This is a genomic window from Lutispora saccharofermentans, assembly GCF_024363565.1.
Taxonomy (GTDB): domain Bacteria; phylum Bacillota; class Clostridia; order Lutisporales; family Lutisporaceae; genus Lutispora; species Lutispora saccharofermentans.
Genome location: NZ_JAJEKE010000006.1, coordinates 135,541 through 155,690, shown reverse-complemented (window position 1 = coordinate 155,690; position 20,150 = coordinate 135,541). Strand labels below are relative to the sequence as shown.

The following is a 20,150-nucleotide window of genomic DNA, read 5'->3' as shown; positions in this document are numbered from 1 at the left end:
ATGAATGAATATGGAACACTACAAAATCTTGAATGAAAATGTACATCAGTTTCCAGTGGTAATTGATTTACCCCACAGCGGAGTATTTGTTCCTCAAGATATTCGCAAACGCCTCCTTGGTAGCGCATGCTTGTCAAATTCGGATTGGTTCTTGCCGGAACTTTACGACTTTCTTCCCGCAATGGGATGCACCACAATCATCAATCAGCTAAGCCGATATGTGGTGGATATGAATCGCTCAATTGAGAGTGCAAGAAGTGGAGATTATCGCAAGACAGTTGTCTATCATGAGAACACACAAGGCAGCTCTTTGTACTCTTCACCGCTAGATGAGAATGAGATTAACCGACGAGTAATCCAATATTATCAGCCTTACCATCAGGCTCTCGAAAAGCTATTGCTAGAGAAATTACAAGTATATCCATCGGTTCTCCTGTTGGATTTACACAGCTTCTTTCTTGATTTTGTTGAAGGCGGCAGTCAGGATGTGTATCTATCCAATAGATGCGGCGTTACGTCCTCTGAACAAACATTGCAGCAACTTCTTTGATTTTCCTCTACATAGCAGACGGAAGCGCCGACAGCGGAGAGCCAAGAGGAAAGTCCGATAGCCGCAGTGGTGGCTTCCATTCTCGGCTGGGAGGAAAGAACGGCAATATGTACATTTTCACATTCAAACCAGTATTGCCGGATACCCTCCGTCTCTTTCACCCGTTCCTTGGGGTGATGTCGGGTCATGCCCTGCTCACTCAGACATTCGGTAATCTCCCTCTGAATCGCTTCCATATTCGTGCCGCAGACGATATTGCCCATGCCGCTGTCCAGAACCACCTCAGTAAAGTGGAAAAAATTGCGCATATTATAGATGATAAACTGTTTCAAAACAAAGCTGTCCACCATATTTTTGATGGGCATATCACTGTCTGCAGCGCATAAGCATGTAAAATCCAAAAGGTTGGTATGTTCTGTGGATGGAATATATAAATCATGTTGTTTACCTTACGTCAATTGCCAATTGCCAATTGCCCAAAACGGGCCGCCTGCGGCAGCGCCTTTCCGGGCTTCGTTCATAATCAGCGACAGATCCCACTTCTGCTGACCGCGCTTATGGCTGGCGGGGCACAGCTGCCCTCACCGATGGTGCCGGAAGTGCCGTATATCATGTCTCAGCCCAGCGTTTGTCAAGCTGATTATAATTAAAACACCTCCATGCCGCCTTCCGTGAATGCGACTCCTTCATAGCTCTGTTCGTTGCCCTCGATATAATTCTGTCCGTAAATGCCGATATTCTGGTTGCAGCCGCCGCCACATTTCATGACAGCTTGATATAGCAGAAAATTTAATTTTATGCGATTTCAAAAACATTGAGAAAAGATTATTTATTATTTCGTTCGTTATTATTGTTAACTTTAGTAGTTCAAGGGGATGCAAAGTGGACTCCGTCGCCGCCTTCTATTTCTATATCTTAAAGGGTGAAACGGTAAATTTCCCATTTTGATATTCATACTTTATATTTTTCCCCGAAAGGAGGTGTGAACATGGTTTTCGGCTTTTGGAGCGAAGCGGCACCATACCGCCTGCGGAACAAAGCACTACCTGTGCCGATGCGGAAGTTGGAACGAAAGCCAATTTACTTATGTCTGCGGAAAATACCACTAGTACAAGGAGGCGTGTACACCCCACACCATCAAGGCCATGGCGTTGCACCAAATCATGCTGGCAGAGATTCAGCGGGTCACAGCCGAAGCCAAGGAGCATACCCAGCAATTCCTGCAAGCTGGGGCAGGACAAAATGTTCAACGCCGACCGTTTTATGGCAATCGTGGACAGTTATACCGATATTCAGGGGCTAACGCCTGAAATTGTGCAGGAGTTTTTATCGAGAAGATTGGGGTGCATGAGCGTTCCGAACCGTGGAAAAAGAAAAACTATACCCAGCAGGTTGATGTCTATTTCAACTTTATGGGCAGAATTTAGGGTAAGAGAAAAGCCGCGGGACTGAAAATCCTGCGGCAAATCTCAAGACCAAAAGTATTCTTATTGATATGGGGCATTTAAGAAGGAATTTTTTTATTTATGTCTAATATATATTATAGCTAAACTTGTATAGACATGTATACAAGAGGAGGTGAAAATTTGCTGAATAAGAATGATCCCTTACCTTTATATGTCCAATTGCAGCGCATATTGAAGGAGGACATATTGAAGGGCAAATACGGGGAAGGCGATATGATACCCTCCGAGACTCAGTTGTCTTCCAGGTTTGGGATAACGAGGGCAACCGTGCGCAAGGCCATATCCACTCTGGTAAATGAGGGATACCTGCATCAAGTGCATGGCAAAGGTACTTTCGTATGCTTTAAGCAAATGAAGTACAATGTTTGGAATTTCGGAGGGTTTACCGATTACCTCAAGAGCAGGAACGAGACTCCGGTATCGAAGCTTATAAGCATCCGCAAGACGATAGCGGATGGCAGGGAGTATCTGGAGATCAAAAGAGCCAGAGGCGTAAAGAAGGATGATGATAGACCCTTATATCTCACTATAGATGCTTCATTGATCCCATTGGATTTATTTCCGGCCATAGAAGATCATGACTTTGCCGTAGAGTCATTATACAATATCATGCGCACAAAATATGACATACATCCTAAAAGGGCCGAACTCAAGCTGACTTGCATACAAAGCGACAAATTATCCAGGGAGATCTTTTCCTTCGACAGGCCTATGCCTTTGCTGACAGCCCAAGGGAAGGTGTATGATATGAACAATGTGGAGGTTGAAAGGGTAAAAGTGATATATGGTCCCAAGATGGATTTCAATATTGTGGCCAATATGGATACATATATACCCTAGGCAAATAAAAAATAAGCATAAATTTATCCAATAATTTTTTGAATGGAGGAATAAGGAATGAGAAAGAGGAGAATCATCAAAAGCTTCATAGCAGCGATCATCATATTGAGCATGGCAATGGCTCTTGCTGCCTGTGGAAGCAAAACTGAAGGAGGAAATGAAGGCAATAAGGCAGCTGAAGGCAGCAAGCCTATTCTCGTGGTGGTCAACTGGAAGGACTACGGCTCTGATGACAGCAAAGTCATCGAATACTTTGAGCAGAAATATGATTGCAAGGTTGTCCATGAGTATATGGCTTCCGAGGAAGAATTGCTGACCAAGCTGAGAACAGGCGGCGTAGGCAAGATAGATGTGATTCTGCCCAATGCGTCAATATTGCCGGTAGCGATAAAGGAAGGGCTTTTGGAAGAGGTAGACGGCAGCAGTATGGAAAACTATAAATACATATTTGATAAGTTTACGACTCTTCCGGAAAACAAGCAGGACGGCAAGACCTATGCAGTGCCTTGGGTGTGGGGCTCTACAGCCATTGCTTATAACAGCGAACTGGTGAAGGAAAAGGTTGATTCCGTCAATGTGCTGTGGGATGAAAAATACAAAGGCATGATAGCCTTCAGGGATGACTTCAATGACGCAGTGATGACGGCGGCTATCGCTTTGGGCCAGGACCCCAGCAATCCTTCGGACCTGGAAGCAATAAAGAAAAAGCTTATTGAACAAAAGCCGCTGAACAGGACATATTGGAAAACCGGGGATGAATGGTCCAAGCTTTTTGCAAACAAGCAGATAGCCATAGGAATGATGTGGAGCGGCCAGGCCGCAGCCATGAAGCAGGAGGGAGAGCCTATTGAATACGTAGTTCCCAATGAAGGTGCTATCGGATGGGTGGACTATTGGGGAGTGGTAAAAAATGCTCCGAATAAAGATCTGGCATTTAAATTTATTGATTATATGATAAGCAAGGAATTCCAAGAGGATTGGGTCAAAAAGGGCGGTCCGGCTCCTGTAAACTCAGAAGCGGTGAAGGCTCTTGATGAAAAAACCATACAAGAGATGAACCTGAGCGAAGAAAGCTTGAATAAGCTGTTCTTCATATCATACCATGGCGAAGATGTGAAAAGGGAATGGAACGAGCTGTGGCAGGAGGTCAAAGCTCAGTAATGATTTTGGAGGCTGCTTTTAAGCAGCCTCATTGCTGCTTAAACGGATAATATTTCAAGGAGGTAAGTCGGTGAAAAAGAAAGTGCTCCTGATGAGCCCGGCAATGTTTATATTATTTGCCTTTGCTATAGTCCCACTATTTATAATGCTTTATTACAGCTTTTTGAGCGATGGGGAAACAGCCCGATTGACCCTGCAAAACTATGCCAAGTTTTTCAGCAAGGGCTTTTATCTAAAGCTTACCTGGAAAACCATCAAGATGAGCCTTATCGTAACCTTCATATGCATGATACTGGCTTATCCGATGGCTTATATAATGGCCAAGGCCATAAATAAAGGCAAGAATCTGCTGCTGCTGCTCATCATAATACCCTTCTGGACCAGTCAGCTGGTGCGTGCATACTCATGGCTCGTATTCCTGCGGGATGGGGGAGTATTGGCACAGTTCCTGAACAGCATGGGGCTGATACGCAGTACGGATTTAGGCATACTCTTTACAAGCAAAGCTGCAATCATAGGCTTGGTGCATATATTTTTCCCATATATGGTAATAACCATCTATATGGCTTTGGAGAAGCTGGACAATTCAATAATAGATGCATCAAGAAGCTTGGGAGCCGGACCTGTAGAAACCTTCCGGCGCATAATACTGCCTCTGAGCAAGCCGGGCATAATAACAGGCTCCATATTGGTCTTCGTCCCCTGCCTCGGCAGCTTCGTGGAGCCAAGGATATTGGGCGGTGTCAACGGCTCGGTCATAGGCACCGTTATAGAGGATCAATTTTTTGAGATATACGGCTGGAACTTTGGCGCGGCCATAGCTTTCATATTGCTGTCCATGGTATTACTGTCCATGGGAGGCATGTCAATACTTTTAAATAAGGAGAAGTAATATGGGCAAGAAGATATTTAACTGGTTTTATACTGCAGCGGTGTTTGTGTTTTTGTATGCTCCCATAGCGGTCCTGATGGCCATGTCCTTCAATGAGTCTCAATATAATGCTTTGCCCTTCAAATTCAGCATGAGATGGTTTGAGGCTTTGGCGCAGAATGAAAAGCTTATTGATGCTACCATGAACAGCCTGTACTTGGCAGCCATCACAGGGATTATCTGCGTCATATTGGCAACGGCATTGATGCTTGGAAATCAGGAGGCCAGCGCTAAGATCAAGGCTCTTGTAAACTCTGCGGTGGTCCTGCCTCTAACCATACCATGGCTGATAATGGGGCTGTCCTTGCTGCTGCTTCTCAAATCCCTGGGACTGGATAGAAATTTTTTAATGCTCCTCATAGGCCATGTCGTCATTTCTTTACCCTATGCGGTGCTTGTGATAAGCGCCAGGATGCAGGATATGGACAAATCTGTCCAGGAGGCGTCCTATAGTCTTGGAGCAAACGAATGGACAACTTTTATAAGGGTGATTTTCCCTATGATATCCCCTGCCATGCTGGCAGGAGGTTTTATGGCTTTTATGGTTTCCTTTGATAACTTTGTATTGTCGTATTTTCTAATACCTACCGGCACTACTACCTTGCCGATCGAGATATATTCATCTATTAAATTCGGCTTCACACCGGAGATAAATGCAATATCGACTATAATTCTTGCTTTATCATTGCTGGTCATAAGCATAATTGCGGCTATAATGGGTTCTTCCTTAAAGAACCTTTTCAGATAGATATAGGAGGGATGAAATGGCTTTTCTCAGTATAAAAAATCTAACAAAAAAATATGACGGCAACACTGTTTTGGACAGCATCAGCCTTGATATAGAAAAAGGAAGCTTCCTGTCGCTCTTGGGCCCTTCCGGCTGCGGCAAGACCACCACCTTAAGGCTGTTGGCAGGCTTTGAAAAATGTGACGGGGGAATCATAGAGGTAAACGGCAATATAATCAACGATATACCTGTTTACAGCAGAAACTTCGGCATGGTATTTCAAAGCTATGCCCTCTTTCCGCACATGACAGTGGAGCAGAACATAGCCTATGGCCTTGAGCAAAGGAAAATGAGCAAGAAGGATATAAAGGAAGAAGTAGCCAAGGCAATTGAGATGGTCAGGCTTGCCGGCTATGAAAAAAGAAGGCCCAAGCAGCTGTCCGGAGGCCAGCAGCAGAGGGTGGCATTGGCAAGGGCTCTGGTAATAAAGCCTGATCTCCTTTTATTGGACGAGAGCCTCAGTGCGCTGGACAAAAAGCTTAGGGTCGAAATGCAGGTGGAGCTCCGCCAAATACAAAAAAAGATTGGGATAACTACCATATTTGTTACTCATGATCAGGAGGAAGCGCTAACATTATCCGATAGAATCGCCGTCATGAAAGCGGGAAAAATCATTCAGATAGGGACACCGGAAGAAATATATGAAACGCCAAAGGATACTTTCGTAGCAAGCTTTCTGGGCCAGGCAAACTTCTTTAAGGGCAGCATAGCAGAAAAACAAGACAATATCTATGCATTAAGGCTGAAAAACGATGGAGTTATGAGGTTTGTGTCTGAGAAAAATATTCAGCCGGGCCAATTGTCTGCCATAACAGTAAGGCCGGAAAAGATAGAAGTGAGCAGGCAGGCTAAGGAGCTGAGCCTTAAGGGGACTGTATTATTTGTTACCTATGTGGGTGATACATCCATATACAGGGTAGATTCCATGGGCCAGGAGGTAATTGTGCAGCGCCAGAATACAGGCAACGCTGAAAAGTACGATATAGGAGATGAAGTATATTTAAGCTGGGAGCCTGAAAACAGCCTGGTTCTGGAATGGGATGGTGAGGAATAGTTGGATGGAGGAAATGTTCTGATATTTGGGGGCATTATTGTAGACAGCTATATGATGGTAAAGGAATATCCCGTAAGAGGACAGGATGTCCTCATAAATGATAGCTTTGAAAGGATCGGGGGCTGTGCCGTAAATGTGGCTCAAACCTTGAAGAATCTTGGGATGCAGCCCTATATCGTGTCCGCCGTGGGCGGAGATATCAGAGGCGATATGATCAAAAGCTATATCGAGGATAACCGGTTCGATGCGAGCTGCATAAAGCAGCTTGAAGGCGAGAGCTCCGGGTACTGTGTCACGATCCTGGAGGGTGCCGGAGAAAGGACCTTCCTGACCTATAAGGGCTGCGAATCGTACTTTTCTCCCTATATGACAGCAGATGAATTGATGGCAAAAATATCCTATGTATATGTAACAGGATATTACTTGCTGGATGAAAGATATTCCAGCAATATTATAGAGGCCATTGGAAGGCTCAAAGATATGGGAAGCAAGATTTTATTTGATCCGGGACCCTTAGCGCAGCTGATAGAGAAGGATACCCTTCTCTGGATCTTGTCCAAAGCCGATATAATCACTCCCAATGAGACTGAAGCAGAAACAATAAAAAGCATTCTGGCATTGGATGCGGAGCCTGAGAATTGGTTCAAGAGCACGGGAATAGAGCTGCTGGTGCTCAAACAGGGAAGCAGGGGGGTCAAGGTGTGGAGCAAAGATATGAGCTTTGTTATGCCTTCCTTTAAAGTAGATGTCATAGATACTACAGGTGCGGGAGATAGCTTTGCAGCAGGCCTCATATACGGATTATCCCATGGCCTGTCCACCTGTGAAGCCGTCAATGTCGCTTGCGCCTGCGGCGCAATCACCGCTACCTTTAAAGGGCCTCACGGGAAATTTGGAATAGAAGACATTAAAAATCTAACGAATATGGAAAGGGATAAGGCTTATGATAGATAGAGCATATGGAAGCTTATTGGGGGCGGCTATCGGAGACGCCATGGGAATGCCGGCTTCATTCATGTCGCCGGATCAGATAAAGAGAGTATACGGGAAGATTACGGATTTTATGAAGCCGGCAGCGGAGCAGATTGCTCACGGCTCTTTGCAGCAAGGCGAGATAACAGATGACACGGAGGAATCTTTGATAATATCCTCTGTCTTGATAGAGGCTAAAGGATTTGACGCAGACCTCTTTGTTGAAAAGATGAGAAGATGGGCCATAGATAAAAAAATGCTGGATTCTACTGTTATAGGGCCCAGCACCCGCAGATTTTTGGAAGCGATAATAAAGGGCAAGGATTATTTGGAGATAGGCAAAAAAGGCGATACCAACGGCGGGGCCATGAGAGCAATGCCTATAGGTATCTTCAATCATGGCAGAATAGAGGATGCCGTTGCGGATGCCATACAATCTGCATTGCCTTCCCACGGCAGCAAGCCGGGGGTAGCATCCACCTGTGCTGTGGCCGCGGCTGTAGCCCTGGGCGTAGAAGGGGGCTATACTTCAAGGCAGGTCATGGAGGCCGCGATCTATGCTGCCCAAAGAGGGGAAGAGGTAGGCTTTGACATACCCGCTCCTTCTGTAGCTGCCAGGATACAGCTGGCCATAGATATAGTCGACAGCAACAGGCCGAAGAGCCTGGAGCATATCTGCTATGAGCTGTACCGGTACATAGGCTCCGATATGAAAAGCTACGAATCCATACCTCTTTCTCTCGGAATATTTTATGCTGCGGAAGGCAACGCGGGAAAAGGCATCATAGCAGCGGTGAACGTAGGCAACGATGCAGATACCAATGCATCTATAACAGGGGGGATCTGCGGAGCCTTCAGCGGAGCCGGCAGTCTGAGCAGCAAGTGGATAGAAGAGATCAAGCATAGAAATAAAATTGACTTTATGGGTATAGCTCAAGCTTTGCTGGGCTAGGAATGCTATTTGGAAAACATGGATCACCGTCCATGTTTTTTGTATATACGATATCATCCAATGAAGTGTCTTATATAGTTATTGACTAATGTATATACTATGGATATATTTGAACTAGAGGTAGAATGCCATGATGACTGCAATTGAGAAGTGGAGCGACAGCCATGGCATAAAGATTTCAAAATAGATGCTATTGAATTAATAGGAAGCTTTTTATAGCTGCAATACGGAGGTTTAAACATGAATAAAGAATTATGGGATAAATGTGTGAAGTTCCATGGTCATGAATGCCCCGGGCTGGCTATCGGATTTAAGGCCGCCGAAGCCGCAATAGCCAGGTTAGGAATAGGATTTTCACCGGATGAGGAAATAGTATGCGTTACTGAGAATGATGCCTGCGGCGTAGATGCTATACAGGTCATGACAGGCTGCACCTGCGGCAAGGGGAACCTTATATTCAGAGACAGGGGGAAAAGCGCATACAGCTTTTTTGAAAGAAGCACCGGGAAAAGTATAAGGATGGTTTTGAAGCCATTCAGCCGCAGTATGGATAGAAAAGAGAAGCAAGAATACTTGCTGAACTCTCCGGCAGAGGATTTATTTGAATTTAAAGTACCTCATTACCCTATACCTCAGAGGGCGAAGATATTCCAGACCATCATCTGCGAAAATTGCGGAGAAGGAGCGGCAGACCATAAAATCAGGTTTATGGATGGCAAAAAGGTTTGCCTGGATTGCTTTGAGGAATACAGCAGGGGATTTTGATAGAAACAGGGGGTGAAATAAGCGCATGATATATACTATTGCCTTTCTGACGATAGCAGCAGGCTTGACTCTGATAGCCAGGCAATTGGCTTATTCATTTAAGAATGAGGCTTTATTATCATGTGTTCTTTTACTTGCCCCAAATATGCAGGTTTTGTATCAGTGCTTTCTGATAAAAATAGAATTGGCCTCTTTGGCTGCGAGTGCTTGCCGTTTTTTTACTTCTTCAAATCATTTCATACTTTCTTTGGATATAATCTTTTTCTTCAGCAGCCTTATGCTTATCCTTTATAATATCTTAAAATTAGACGATTCCCTTTCTGTAAAATAATCAAGCATATATACACTCATATGGTTTCATGAATCATATGTTTATTTTGCCATTTACAGAAGGAGGAGTTTTTTTATGCTTAAAAAGCTAAGACACTTTAATGACTTTATCAAGGATTGGTATAATCCCGTTGAATATGATTTAAAGCTTTATTATAAGATCTTGAATGAGATCAATGATATAAAACTAAAAACTTTAAGCGATAATGAGCTGAAGACTGTCTCACGGAAGCTGAAGCAGCGGGCTCAAAAAGGAGAATCCCTGGATAAACTGCTGGCAGAAGCCTTTGCTCTTGTACGGGAAGCCTCATACCGTGTATTAGGGTTGTATCCTTTCGATGTGCAGATCATTGCGGGTATTGCCCTGCATAAGGGCAAAATCATAGAAATGCAGACCGGAGAAGGCAAAACCCTGGCGGCTGTGTCACCTGCCTATTTGAATGCACTATCCGGGAAGGGAGTTCATATATTGACCGTTAATGATTACCTGGCTTTCAGGGATGCGCAGTGGATGGGGCCTGTTTATGAATTTCTGGGATTAAGGGCAGGCTATATAAGAGAAGGCATGAGCATAGAGAAAAGGCAGAAAGCCTATTCTTGTGATGTTGCCTATGTGACGGCTAAGGAATCGGGCTTCGATTATTTAAGAGATTTCTTATGCGCAGACCGGAAGAATGTCGCACAGCGCCGGTTCAATTACGCCATAGTGGATGAAGCTGATTCCATACTCATTGACGAAGCCCGCATACCTCTGGTGATTGCAGGGAATGTAAAGACTGAAGCGGAAGGATTGGCGCGTTTTCACAATATTGTTAAAGGGCTTGAAGCTGATGCAGATTATGAGATAGACCAATACGAAAGAAATATATATCTCACAGATGCCGGCCTTATGCGGGTTGAAGAAATGCTGGGATCCGGAAACCTCTATGACATAAAGAATCTGGAATTGCTGACCAAAATCAACTGCGCCCTTCATGCTGAAAAGCTGCTTTACAAGGATAAGGATTACATTGTACGAAACGGAAGGATCGAGATTATTGATGAGTTTACAGGGCGCATAGCGGATAAGCGGCACTGGCCTGATAATTTGCAGGGTGCAGTGGAGGCAAAGGAAGGCATAGCATCTGACTATAAAGGGAAAATAATGGGCTCTGTAGCGCTTCAGCATTTTTTGAGCTTATACCCGAGGCTCTGCGGCATGACCGGCACTGCCAAAAGAGCTGCAGGAGAGCTCAATGAATTATATGGATTGGAGGTGCTGGTGATCCCAACCAATAAGCCTTGCATCCGCATAGACCATGAAGATGTAATTTTTACTGACATACATACAAAAAATAAGGCTATTATAAAGGAAGTCATCAGAGCAAACAAAAGATGTCAGCCTGTATTGATAGGCACAGCGAGTATAGAGGAATCAGAAAACCTTGCAAATGATTTAAATAAGGCTGGAGTGGAATGCAGGATACTAAATGCAAAAAATGACGCTATGGAAGCAAAAATAATTGCAAAAGCAGGGGAGCTTGGAGCTGTAACTGTTTCTACCAATATGGCTGGGCGCGGCATTGACATAAAGCTGGGAGGGATGAATGAAGAGCAGAGAGATGGGGTTGCTGCATTGGGCGGGTTATATGTGATCGGAACAAGCCGTCACGAAAGCAGCAGGATTGATGACCAGCTCCGAGGCAGGGCAGGACGCCAGGGCGATCCGGGAGAAAGCAGATTCTTTATAAGTTTTGAGGATGGTTTGATAAAAAAGTATGGAATCATAAGAACAACAGATATCCATGATTATAGAGCAAAGCAGCAAGACCCTCATGAAGATGCTTCAATAAAGCGTGCCATAGAAAAAGGGCAAAGAATGGTAGAGGGATATAATTCAGATGTGAGAAGGCAGCTTTGGAAATATTCCTATATCATTGAACAGCAGCGCCGCATCATCCATAATAGGCGGCAGGAAATATTGCATGATAGGATTGTCCCGGAGCTGCTGTCTGTTAAAGCTGCCGACAGATATTATTCTCTTATGGCAGAAGTGGGGGAAGAGGCTTTACGTAAAGCAGAAAAACAGATCACTCTATATTGCATAAACAAATGCTGGGCCGATTATCTTGACTATATATCATATGTGCAGGAAGGGATACATTTGGTCTCCTTAGGAAATAAAAATCCTTTGGATGAATTTCACAGGATTGCTGCTGAGGCTTATGAAAATATGGTGAGGGAGATAGATTCAGAGATAGTTAATATATTCAACAGCGCTGAAGCGGATGAAAATGGAGTTTTGCTGGATGATAAGATCCTGAAAGGGCCATCATCTACCTGGACATATCTTATGAATGACAGTCCCGATCAGTTCAGCCGCCTTCCGTATCTGGTAAAAGCTGCTTCTACTTACATCAAGGGCACTCTTTTTTCGGTGCGGTCAATTTTTAAAAAATAATAATCATGAACATGGAGTGTGCAATTCGAAACTTTATTTTGATTGAATCCGTCAAAATAATAACAAGTGCATTTGAGATGAAGTCTTATGCATTTCCAATGCATATTGAACGAGACTTCATTCAGAGGGGGATTCAACCCCCACTGAATGTTAGTTCAGTGATAAATATACTTTTAGAGGTGGACGAAATATGAAAAAGCAGAAATTAGTTTTAGCGGCATTGCTTATGGTAAGCGTTTTATTGGCAGGACAGCCTGCAATGGCTGTGGCTCAGTCTTCAGAGACTAAAGCCTCAGCAGATTTGGTGAAAATACCTGAAAGCATATGGGTAAATGGAAAGGCATTGAATTTAAACAATTCATCCATATATGAGAAAAACGGACATGTGATGGTTCCTCTCAGAGCGGCAGCAGAGGCATTGGGCTACGATGTAAAATGGATTGGCAGTGAGAATAGCGTAGAGCTTAACCTGAAAGCTCAATGGACAAAAATAAAAATAGGAGAAGACAGCTATTTCTTTACAAAAATGGCACCCTTTAAACTAGGTGCAGCGCCTGAAATGAAAAAATCAGGTACATATGTGCCCTTGGAATTTTTTACAGAAGTCTTAAAATGCGATGTTGATATGTCAAAGGAAAATGCTGAAATCAGCATTAATCGTCCGAAGTATTCAGTTAATGATAAATTATCAATACCTGAGTTGAAATTGAGCGGCAATACATATGTAAGCGATTACAAATTTGAAGATATTAATGGGGACAAGGTTAAGGATCATATTATTGTTGCCGGAGTTCGAGAATATGATGATTCACTTTATTGTTCCGATGTGATATTAATTGTTCAGGACGGCAAAACAAGGGAATATATGGAAGCAGCCATTGATAAAGATGCCGGGGGATATGGAGCTTCTGCTTTTGTCGGAGATTTCAACGGCGATAAAGTAGATGATGTATTGATCGGTATGCCTACGGGAGGAAGCGGAGGTATAATACAATATGCACTGTTTTCTTTTAAAGAGAATAAACCTCATTCTTTGTTTGATTTTGAAAAGTTCAATCAAGGAATTGACCTAAAGGTTAAATTTTTACCGGACTTCAAAACCGAGCTTAGAAGTGACACATTAGATAAAACAGAAATATTGGATTTGGCATATAATGAAGCTATGTATGTTGGAGCAGGCATTTATGATAATGAAGGCAAGATTTTGCAGAGCACCGAAGGCTGGACAGATTCTTACGGAGAGCTCAAGCCTGTTGATATTGACCTTGACGGCAGCTTTGAATTGATAGGTACCCAGAGAATCTGCGGATGCTGCCATGCGGATTCTATTGCCTATTTGATAACCACCTGGAAATGGGCCGGGCAGAAGATGAACCTGGAGCAAGCTGGTATTGCTATGCCTCTTATGACTAAAGAAGGAGATGTCAATGGCAATGGCAGCATAGATAAGGTTACATTAATGGGAACAAAGGAATTCGGCAGCGACTCGCTGTATGTAAGAGACTTAAAAATTCAGATCAATGACGAGAAGGACTTCATATATGAGGAATTTACCTTAACCGGGAATAACGAAGGCTATGCACCTGAATTATTCTTAGGGATTTTCAATGATGATAAAGCAGAAGAAATGCTGATAAGTGTTTACAGCGGCGGGAGTGGCGGAATGTCAACATACAGCCTTATATCCTTTAAGGGAAATAAAGCGGTGCATTTGCTAGATCAGGATAAATTCAGCAAAGGCTTAGATTTTGATGTAATATACAAAGATCACTTTAAAGCAGACATATTTGTTAAGGAAATGAATAAAACTTATACCTTGGACATAAGCAGCAAGAAATCCCTTTATGTAGAGGGTGGAATTTACAATGAACAGGGTAAGATGCTAATGCAGCCGGGTGGTATGTCTAATCCCTTAAGCGATCTTAAAGCTGTTGATGCGGATAATGACGGAATATTGGAACTTGTTGGTACGCAGAGGGCTCTCGGAACAGCGAATGCAGATACCCTAGGCTATGTACAATCTATATGGAAGATAGATAATGATAGGATCAAGCTGGTAGACGTGAAGGTATCTGAGTCTATTGATTAATAAGCATTACAAAAAATACCTCTGCAAATTGCAGGGGTATTTTTATTACCTCATATAATTCCTGGTTGACAAAAATACTTAAGAGTTATATTATCTAATTAAGCAAATACTTAACTAAAAGGAGGAACCAATGGATCCTATTTTACAGCTGTTTAAAGCTCTTGGAGATGAAACCAGACTTAAAATACTCATCATTCTTTCAAGAAAGAGGATATGCGCCAAAGGAGTAGCAAGGCATTTGAATCTTTCGGAAGCAGCTGTTTCTCAACATTTGAAGATCCTCAGGGATGCAGGACTGATAGAAGGCAGAAAGGCAGGATACTTTGTCCACTATGATGTTCAGAAGCAGGTTTTATCGCAAATGATAGAATTTATAGATCAATTGAGAGATGATGATCCATCCATAGCCTTTAACCTTGGCCTGCATATCCCGGATGACTGTGAAGTATTATGCCAATCAAGAAAAGCAAGATGCTGTAAAAACCATAAATGTTGAAAGGAGAATGAATATGAAGGTATGTATTCCTGTGGAAGAAAATAAAGGCTTGGAAAGCGTCGCTTATAATCATTTCGGCTCAGCCCCTTTCTTCCTTGTATATGATTTGAATGATCAGAAAATGAAGGTGATCGACAATGGAGACTTGCATCATGAGCATGGGATGTGCCAGCCGCTAAAGGCCCTTGGGGGAGAAAAGATAGATGCCATTTTGGTAGCCGGCATAGGAGCGGGAGCATTGACAAAGCTGAACAATCAGGGAGTAAAAGTCTATAAGGTAATGACGGGAACAGTATCTGACAATATTGATCTTTTTAAGAAAAACCAATTGCCCGAATTTGCAGCCAGCAGCTGCTGCAGTCATCACGGAGGATGCGGGCATTAATAAAGCGCATAAAGCCCATAGCGTATATGTTTTGTATATGCTATGGGCTTTATAAAACTCTGAACCGGTATGAGAGGATCATTCCCGGTCTATTTTGATGCTATCCACAACATTGACTACGCCCCTGGCCGAGGATGCCAGCTCCGCCGCTTTCCTTTTGTCTGACTCATCTTCTACACGTCCCATTAATACGGCGGTACCGCCCTTAACGTCTATTCCTACATTTAACAGGCCGCGGCTTTCCTCTCCTTGGTATATCTTATTTTCTATCTCATGTCTGATATGGCTGTCAGTAATATTGCTGTCCATCCCTATGGTTATGCTGTTTTCTATAGAAACCACGCCATCTATTTTCTTTGCAATTTCCTCTGCAAAGTTTTTTTCCGACAGGACATCAACAATTCCTGAAAGTATTATATTGCCTTGCTTTGAATCCACATTGATATCCATGGAGCTGAGCTGCATTTTTTCCTTTAGTTCTTCCTTTATCCTGTCTACTAGTTCAGAATCCTTAATCATTTACATTCCTCCGCGTACTATATATTTCTCTGAATATGGTTCCACAAAAATAGGCGCTTAATGTATTCATTCAACAGTTCCACATGCATAATAAGAGATATTATTTATACTTATATATTGTATAATGATATGTAAGGAGGGGAGCATGAGCAAGAAAGTGGAGTAAAGCAAAGGAAAAAAGGAGCACAGCATACGAGGAGGTTTTTTTATGAGAAATGTGAAGGCAGGCATATGCCAGATGCAGGTTGAATTGGACAAAAGTATGAATCTACAAAAGGCGGAAAACATGATAAGAGAGGCGGCAGGAAATGGCAGCAATATTGTGATTTTGCCTGAAATGTTCAATTGCCCCTATGATACCAAGTATTTCTCCGCATTTGCAGAAGCTTATCCGGGAGATACTGCAAGTATGCTTTCTCATCTGGCCAAAGAGCTTGGGATATACATAATCGGAGGCTCTGTACCGGAAAAGGACGGAGATGCCGTATATAACACTTCATATTCATTTGACAGAGATGGGAAGCTTATAGGAAAGCATCGAAAGATGCACCTGTTTGACATTGATGTTGAAGGCGGAGTGAGATTCAAGGAATCGGATGTTTTAGGGTACGGGCAGGAAGCAACCGTGTTTGATACGGAGTATTGCAAAATCGGAGTAGCCATCTGTTATGACATGCGGTTCCCGGAGCTGATGAGGCTCATGTGCAAAGCAGGAGCAGAAATAATAGTGATACCTGCAGCATTCAATCTTACTACTGGGCCTGCACATTGGGAGATAACTGTCAGGACCAGAGCGCTGGACAATCAAGTATATTTTATCGCAGCATCTTCCTCGAGAAATTTGGATTTCACTTACCATGCTTACGGACATTCATGCATTGCAAATCCATGGGGAGCCATAATAAAGGAAGCGGATGAAAAGGAATGCATACTCTACGGAGAGCTTGATTTGGACATGGTTCAAAAGGTCAGGAAAGAGCTGCCTTTGTTAAAGCATCTCAGAAATGACATATATGAGGTATGTAAAAAATAGAAGGATGAAAGGAGATCGCTGCTTATGCCAAAGCTTTTTTCAAGCATAAAGATTAGAGATATGGATCTGAGGAACAGGATCGTTATGCCTCCGATGTGCATGTATAGCTCGGACAGCGAGGGCAGAGCAAATTCATGGCATTTTATTCATTATTCCACCAGGTCCATAGGAGGCGTAGGATTGATAGTCGTTGAAGCGACAGCGGTTGAGCCAAGGGGAAGATTATCAGACAGGGACCTTGGGCTTTGGGATGATTCCCAGATCGAAGGCTTGGGCAAAATCGTGGAGGAGGTAAAAAAACATGGAGCTAAAATAGGGATACAGATAAATCATGCAGGGAGAAAATGCGGCGCCGATGAGGATGTGATCATAGCTCCAAGCCCCATAGCCTTTGATGAAAGCTATAAGACGCCTGTTGAGATGACCAAAGAAGATATAAGAAGGACTGTGGCTTTATTCAAGGAAGCTGCATCCAGGGCTTATAAAGCAGGGTTTGATGTAATAGAAATTCATGGAGCTCATGGGTATTTGATAAACCAATTCCTGTCGCCTTTATCGAATCGCAGGACCGATGAATATGGAGGAAGCCTTGAGAATAGGGCAAGACTCCTGAAGGAAATCATACGGGCGGTAAGAACGGTATGGCCGGCAGCAAAGCCTCTGGCTGTGAGGGTGTCTGCGGAGGACTATGCTGAAGGCGGAAACCATGATACCGACCTGGCGGAGATGATTAACATGGTCAAGCCGGAGGGTGTTGATATTGTTAATGTAAGCTCCGGAGCAGTGGTGCCTGTGAAGATGAAGGTTTACCCGGGATATCAGATAAAATTCGCAGAAACCATAAAGAGGATTACCGGATTATATGTCATTGCGGGCGGATTGATCACTGAGGCTGTAATGGCGGAGGAGATAGTGCAAAATGACAGAGCGGATATGGTGTTCATGGGACGTGAACTGCTGAGAAATCCATATTTTCCGCTCAATTCAGCCAAGGAGCTGAGAGAGGAAATTCCGTGGCCATATCAATATGAAAGAGGAAAATAGGCATAAGCCCTCTCAAGCTTTAACTTAAACTAAAGCTTGAGAGGACTTTAGAAGTAATGGAGTTGTTCAAGCCACTATAGCAACAAAAAGAAAGGTAATTTTAATGAAAAACCAAGAGAATAATTTAGCCCATATAAAGTGGATTTGCAAATATCGTATATTTTTTATAAAATCCATTTGCGGTTAATATTGTACCGGCAAATTACAAATAGGAATACTGCAAAGACTAAAAGAACAGGAATACATAACAATGATGACAGGGTATTTGTTTGAGCGATTGCACCGTTTAGAATATCCGTACCATAGGTGAGCGGCAAGCAGTAGGAAAGAAGCCTGAAAAATGCAGGCAACTCATGAATTGGAATAAATAAACCGCAAAGAAAAAGCATTGGAAAACGGAAAAAGTTTGAAAAGGTCTGTGCCTCGAACACCTCTTTTGCAGAAACTGCGATTAGCAAGCCGAGCAGCGTTGAAGTTATGGAGATTAAACATACCGCCAGAAGAACGACGCCCCAGTTTACTCCGGTGAGATCTGCAAAAAAAGCTGCGACCACGGCGGGAGTAAAAGCATTGAAAATCCCGAAAAGCACAGCCCCTGTAATTTTCGCCAGCACCATCGTATTCAGACTGATGGGAGCCAACAAAAGGCGTTCGAAAGAGCGTCCTTTGCGTTCAAAGGTGATGGTCACAGCAAGCATGGATGTGGTTCCGAACAGTATGCTCATTGACATTAAGCCAGGCAAAAACTCTATGATATTCAAGCTGCCTGAGCGGATAAATTGCATAAGGGTCCACGATAAAGGGAAAATAATGCCCCAGCTTATATTAGGCGGTTTTAGATAGTAATTTTGAATGTCCTTTTTTAAGATGTTCCAAAATGCAATCCAGCTTTTCATTTGCCAGCAACTCCTTTTTCCTTTTCCAACTTCTCTGCCTCAATCCCAGTGACTTTTACAAATACATCTTCCAGCGTAGGGCGCAATTGCTTTACTTCGTAAATTGAAACTCCCTTTTCATCAAAATATTGTATCACGGGGAGCAAGGGTATCCTATTTTGCGATGCCAACACGAGCGAATTATTTTGACTTGCATTGATGTTGCAACCTTCAAAACGAGCTTGCAAATCAACTGCATATTTCATGATGCTTTCTTCTGCCGAAAGCCGTATCATATAACCGTGGGATATGCTTTCCATCAATTCGGGTACGCTTCCTATAGCTATTATCTTGCCTGATACTATAAAGGCGATGCGGTCACAAATACGCTCCGCGTCTTCTATATAGTGCGTGGTGATAAAAACCGTAGTACCTTGATTCTTCAATTCAACGATCAACTCACGTATTTGTCGTGCGCTTTCAATATCAATGCCAGTTGTTGGCTCATCAAGAAATAAGATTTGCGGCGAATGAATGATGCCTGCCGCAATGACCAGCTTGCGTCGCATACCTTTTGAGTATGCTTTAAAAGGGCGCTTGCCCGCTTCGGTTAAACGAAACTTATCTAAAAGTTGTTTTGCTTTGGACTCCCGCTCTTCTTTTCTCATACCATATAGGGAAGCACAAAAACAAAGATTTTCAAAGCCGTCCAGTTCATCATACAGATTGCTTTCATCCGGCACAATTCCCATGATGGATTGTGCTTTTTTCACCTGCTTTCTTACATCAATTCCTTTTATAATTATGGTGCCCTCAGTCGGCTTCGACAGACCGATCATCATATTGATGGTTGACGTTTTGCCCGCACCGTTCGGGCCTAAAAATCCGAATATCTCGCCTCGGCCTATAGAAAAATCCACTCCGTTTACCGCTGCAAAATCTCCATAAGTCTTTTTAAGGTTTGTGACACTTACAATGTCCATGATGCATGTCCTCCTTATCATCAGGAATAGAGCCATGGCAAAGATTTTTGGTGTCATCAATGCATTCATCTTTGACATGGCATTTTTCTTGTTCAGATGAAAGGCACCTGCCTTTTTCCGGAGTGCAGATTTCGCGCTCTATGGACGCCAACGCTTTAATCTCTCCGGCCAACTCACGCAATACCGAGCGCTTCACATCATAGTGCATAAAATAGCCGCGCTTTTCGCCAGAAATCAATCCTGCTTCCCGTAATATTTTCAAGTGCTGTGATATAGTGGCTTCCGATAACTCAAGGTTCCTTGCCAATGCCCGTACGCAACAATTATGTTCCAAGAGCAGCGTCAGAATCTTCATTCGCGTTTCATCGGCAATGGCTTTTAATACTGATGTCCTATCCATTTAGGATACCTCCGGAATCTAATTTGATGTTTACCTAATTGGATTATAGCGCAGACATTTGATTAGGTCAATAACTAA

22 protein-coding genes are annotated in these 20,150 nt (G+C 43.1%); 18 read left to right on the top strand and 4 right to left on the bottom strand.

Annotated features, from left to right (window positions below; translation table 11 throughout):
* Window positions 1-10 precede the first annotated feature (10 nt).
* The 16 genes from LJD61_RS09005 (at window position 11) to LJD61_RS08930 (ending at window position 15,218) form a co-directional block, all read left to right on the top strand.
* A complete protein-coding gene (locus tag LJD61_RS09005; protein WP_255227202.1) occupies window positions 11-550 on the top strand; it encodes an N-formylglutamate amidohydrolase in 540 nt (179 codons plus the stop codon).
* A 107-nt stretch (window positions 551-657) separates the two neighbouring features.
* Entirely contained in the window at window positions 658-936 is a 279-nt protein-coding gene (locus tag LJD61_RS09000) for a hypothetical protein (RefSeq protein ID WP_255227201.1), read from the top strand.
* A gap of 616 nt (window positions 937-1,552) precedes the next feature.
* Window positions 1,553-2,002 carry a DUF4368 domain-containing protein gene (locus LJD61_RS20870; RefSeq protein ID WP_333783077.1) on the top strand — a complete coding sequence of 150 codons (450 nt, stop codon included), beginning with the start codon at window positions 1,553-1,555 and terminating at the stop codon, window positions 2,000-2,002.
* 134 nt (window positions 2,003-2,136) lie between these two features.
* Window positions 2,137-2,856: a GntR family transcriptional regulator gene (locus tag LJD61_RS08990; RefSeq protein ID WP_255227200.1), complete on the top strand. Its 720-nt coding sequence runs from the start codon at window positions 2,137-2,139 to the stop codon at window positions 2,854-2,856.
* A gap of 57 nt (window positions 2,857-2,913) precedes the next feature.
* Entirely contained in the window at window positions 2,914-4,017 is a 1,104-nt protein-coding gene (locus LJD61_RS08985) for an ABC transporter substrate-binding protein (protein ID WP_255227199.1), read from the top strand.
* Between the two features lie 70 nt (window positions 4,018-4,087).
* Entirely contained in the window at window positions 4,088-4,909 is an 822-nt protein-coding gene (locus tag LJD61_RS08980) for an ABC transporter permease (protein ID WP_255227198.1), read from the top strand.
* A 1-nt stretch (window position 4,910) separates the two neighbouring features.
* Window positions 4,911-5,696, top strand: coding sequence for an ABC transporter permease (locus LJD61_RS08975; protein WP_255227197.1), 786 nt, complete (start codon window positions 4,911-4,913; stop codon window positions 5,694-5,696).
* Window positions 5,697-5,712: 16 nt separating this feature from the next.
* On the top strand, window positions 5,713-6,789 hold the full coding sequence (locus tag LJD61_RS08970) for an ABC transporter ATP-binding protein (RefSeq protein WP_255227196.1): 1,077 nt from the start codon (window positions 5,713-5,715) through the stop codon (window positions 6,787-6,789).
* A complete protein-coding gene (locus LJD61_RS08965; protein ID WP_255227195.1) occupies window positions 6,790-7,743 on the top strand; it encodes a carbohydrate kinase family protein in 954 nt (317 codons plus the stop codon).
* Window positions 7,733-8,713 (top strand): ADP-ribosylglycohydrolase family protein, encoded by a 981-nt coding sequence (locus tag LJD61_RS08960; protein WP_255227194.1) that lies wholly within the window; start codon window positions 7,733-7,735, stop codon window positions 8,711-8,713. Before LJD61_RS08965 ends, LJD61_RS08960 begins: the two co-directional genes overlap by 11 nt.
* Window positions 8,714-8,953: 240 nt before the next feature.
* Window positions 8,954-9,478, top strand: coding sequence for an FmdE family protein (locus LJD61_RS08955; protein ID WP_255227193.1), 525 nt, complete (start codon window positions 8,954-8,956; stop codon window positions 9,476-9,478).
* Between the two features lie 25 nt (window positions 9,479-9,503).
* Complete coding sequence (locus tag LJD61_RS08950) at window positions 9,504-9,809, top strand: hypothetical protein (RefSeq protein ID WP_255227192.1); 306 nt, start codon at window positions 9,504-9,506, stop codon at window positions 9,807-9,809.
* A gap of 75 nt (window positions 9,810-9,884) precedes the next feature.
* Window positions 9,885-12,248: an accessory Sec system translocase SecA2 gene (secA2, locus tag LJD61_RS08945; RefSeq protein WP_255227191.1), complete on the top strand. Its 2,364-nt coding sequence runs from the start codon at window positions 9,885-9,887 to the stop codon at window positions 12,246-12,248.
* A 190-nt stretch (window positions 12,249-12,438) separates the two neighbouring features.
* The gene (locus LJD61_RS08940; RefSeq protein ID WP_255227190.1) at window positions 12,439-14,337 is read left to right on the top strand and encodes a stalk domain-containing protein; all 1,899 of its coding nucleotides are present in this window, start codon (window positions 12,439-12,441) and stop codon (window positions 14,335-14,337) included.
* A 130-nt stretch (window positions 14,338-14,467) separates the two neighbouring features.
* Window positions 14,468-14,833 (top strand): ArsR/SmtB family transcription factor, encoded by a 366-nt coding sequence (locus LJD61_RS08935; RefSeq protein ID WP_255227189.1) that lies wholly within the window; start codon window positions 14,468-14,470, stop codon window positions 14,831-14,833.
* A gap of 13 nt (window positions 14,834-14,846) precedes the next feature.
* A complete protein-coding gene (locus LJD61_RS08930) occupies window positions 14,847-15,218 on the top strand; it encodes a NifB/NifX family molybdenum-iron cluster-binding protein (RefSeq protein ID WP_255227188.1) in 372 nt (123 codons plus the stop codon).
* Between the two features lie 78 nt (window positions 15,219-15,296).
* On the opposite strand, the gene LJD61_RS08925 is transcribed toward LJD61_RS08930, so the two are convergent.
* Window positions 15,297-15,737: a BON domain-containing protein gene (locus LJD61_RS08925; RefSeq protein ID WP_255227187.1), complete on the bottom strand. Its 441-nt coding sequence runs from the start codon at window positions 15,735-15,737 to the stop codon at window positions 15,297-15,299.
* Window positions 15,738-15,945: 208 nt separating this feature from the next.
* Between LJD61_RS08925 and LJD61_RS08920 the strand changes: the two genes are divergently transcribed.
* Window positions 15,946-16,770, top strand: coding sequence for a carbon-nitrogen hydrolase family protein (locus LJD61_RS08920; protein WP_255227186.1), 825 nt, complete (start codon window positions 15,946-15,948; stop codon window positions 16,768-16,770).
* Window positions 16,771-16,794: 24 nt separating this feature from the next.
* Window positions 16,795-17,814 (top strand): NADPH dehydrogenase NamA, encoded by a 1,020-nt coding sequence (gene namA / locus LJD61_RS08915; protein ID WP_255227185.1) that lies wholly within the window; start codon window positions 16,795-16,797, stop codon window positions 17,812-17,814.
* A 164-nt stretch (window positions 17,815-17,978) separates the two neighbouring features.
* Here the strand turns inward: namA and LJD61_RS08910 are convergent, their stop codons facing one another.
* From LJD61_RS08910 to LJD61_RS08900, 3 genes are read right to left on the bottom strand one after another with little or no spacing between them, the layout of a single operon-like run.
* The gene (locus LJD61_RS08910) at window positions 17,979-18,710 is read right to left on the bottom strand and encodes an ABC transporter permease (RefSeq protein ID WP_255227184.1); all 732 of its coding nucleotides are present in this window, start codon (window positions 18,708-18,710) and stop codon (window positions 17,979-17,981) included.
* Window positions 18,707-19,672 carry an ABC transporter ATP-binding protein gene (locus LJD61_RS08905; protein ID WP_255227183.1) on the bottom strand — a complete coding sequence of 322 codons (966 nt, stop codon included), beginning with the start codon at window positions 19,670-19,672 and terminating at the stop codon, window positions 18,707-18,709. Before LJD61_RS08905 ends, LJD61_RS08910 begins: the two co-directional genes overlap by 4 nt.
* The gene (locus LJD61_RS08900; RefSeq protein ID WP_255227182.1) at window positions 19,644-20,072 is read right to left on the bottom strand and encodes an ArsR/SmtB family transcription factor; all 429 of its coding nucleotides are present in this window, start codon (window positions 20,070-20,072) and stop codon (window positions 19,644-19,646) included. The genes LJD61_RS08905 and LJD61_RS08900 overlap by 29 nt, the downstream gene beginning before the upstream one ends.
* Window positions 20,073-20,150 lie beyond the last annotated feature (78 nt).